The 241-nt window shown below is 64.7% G+C and carries 1 protein-coding gene; it reads right to left on the bottom strand.

Features of this window, described 5'->3' with window-relative positions; genetic code table 11:
- Positions 1-241 (bottom strand): hypothetical protein (locus FNJ47_RS48705; RefSeq protein ID WP_163163808.1); only part of this gene is annotated, 241 nt, incomplete at both ends.

The following is a 241-nucleotide window of genomic DNA, read 5'->3' as shown; positions in this document are numbered from 1 at the left end:
CGTTCTCGAAAATTCCCGTTTTCGGCGACATCGCACTGATGGTGACGCTGGCGATGGCGGTGTTCGCGGTGCTGTTCGGTACCCGCCACACCGACGCGACCGAGCACCAGCACGGCCTGATCCTCGCTCAGGATGGTCTCCAGCGACGAGGCCATCGCCTTGAGCTGCAGCGCGATGTAGGGCACCGAGCCGATGATCGCGATCAGCGCAACCGTCGCCGCAACCGCCTGGCTCTTGCCGT

Origin of the sequence: Bradyrhizobium uaiense (assembly GCF_010811875.1) — a bacterium.
GTDB classification, from domain to species: domain Bacteria; phylum Pseudomonadota; class Alphaproteobacteria; order Rhizobiales; family Xanthobacteraceae; genus Bradyrhizobium; species Bradyrhizobium uaiense.
Note: the sequence above shows the minus strand (reverse complement) of the source record. Positions and strands in the feature narration are given on the sequence as shown.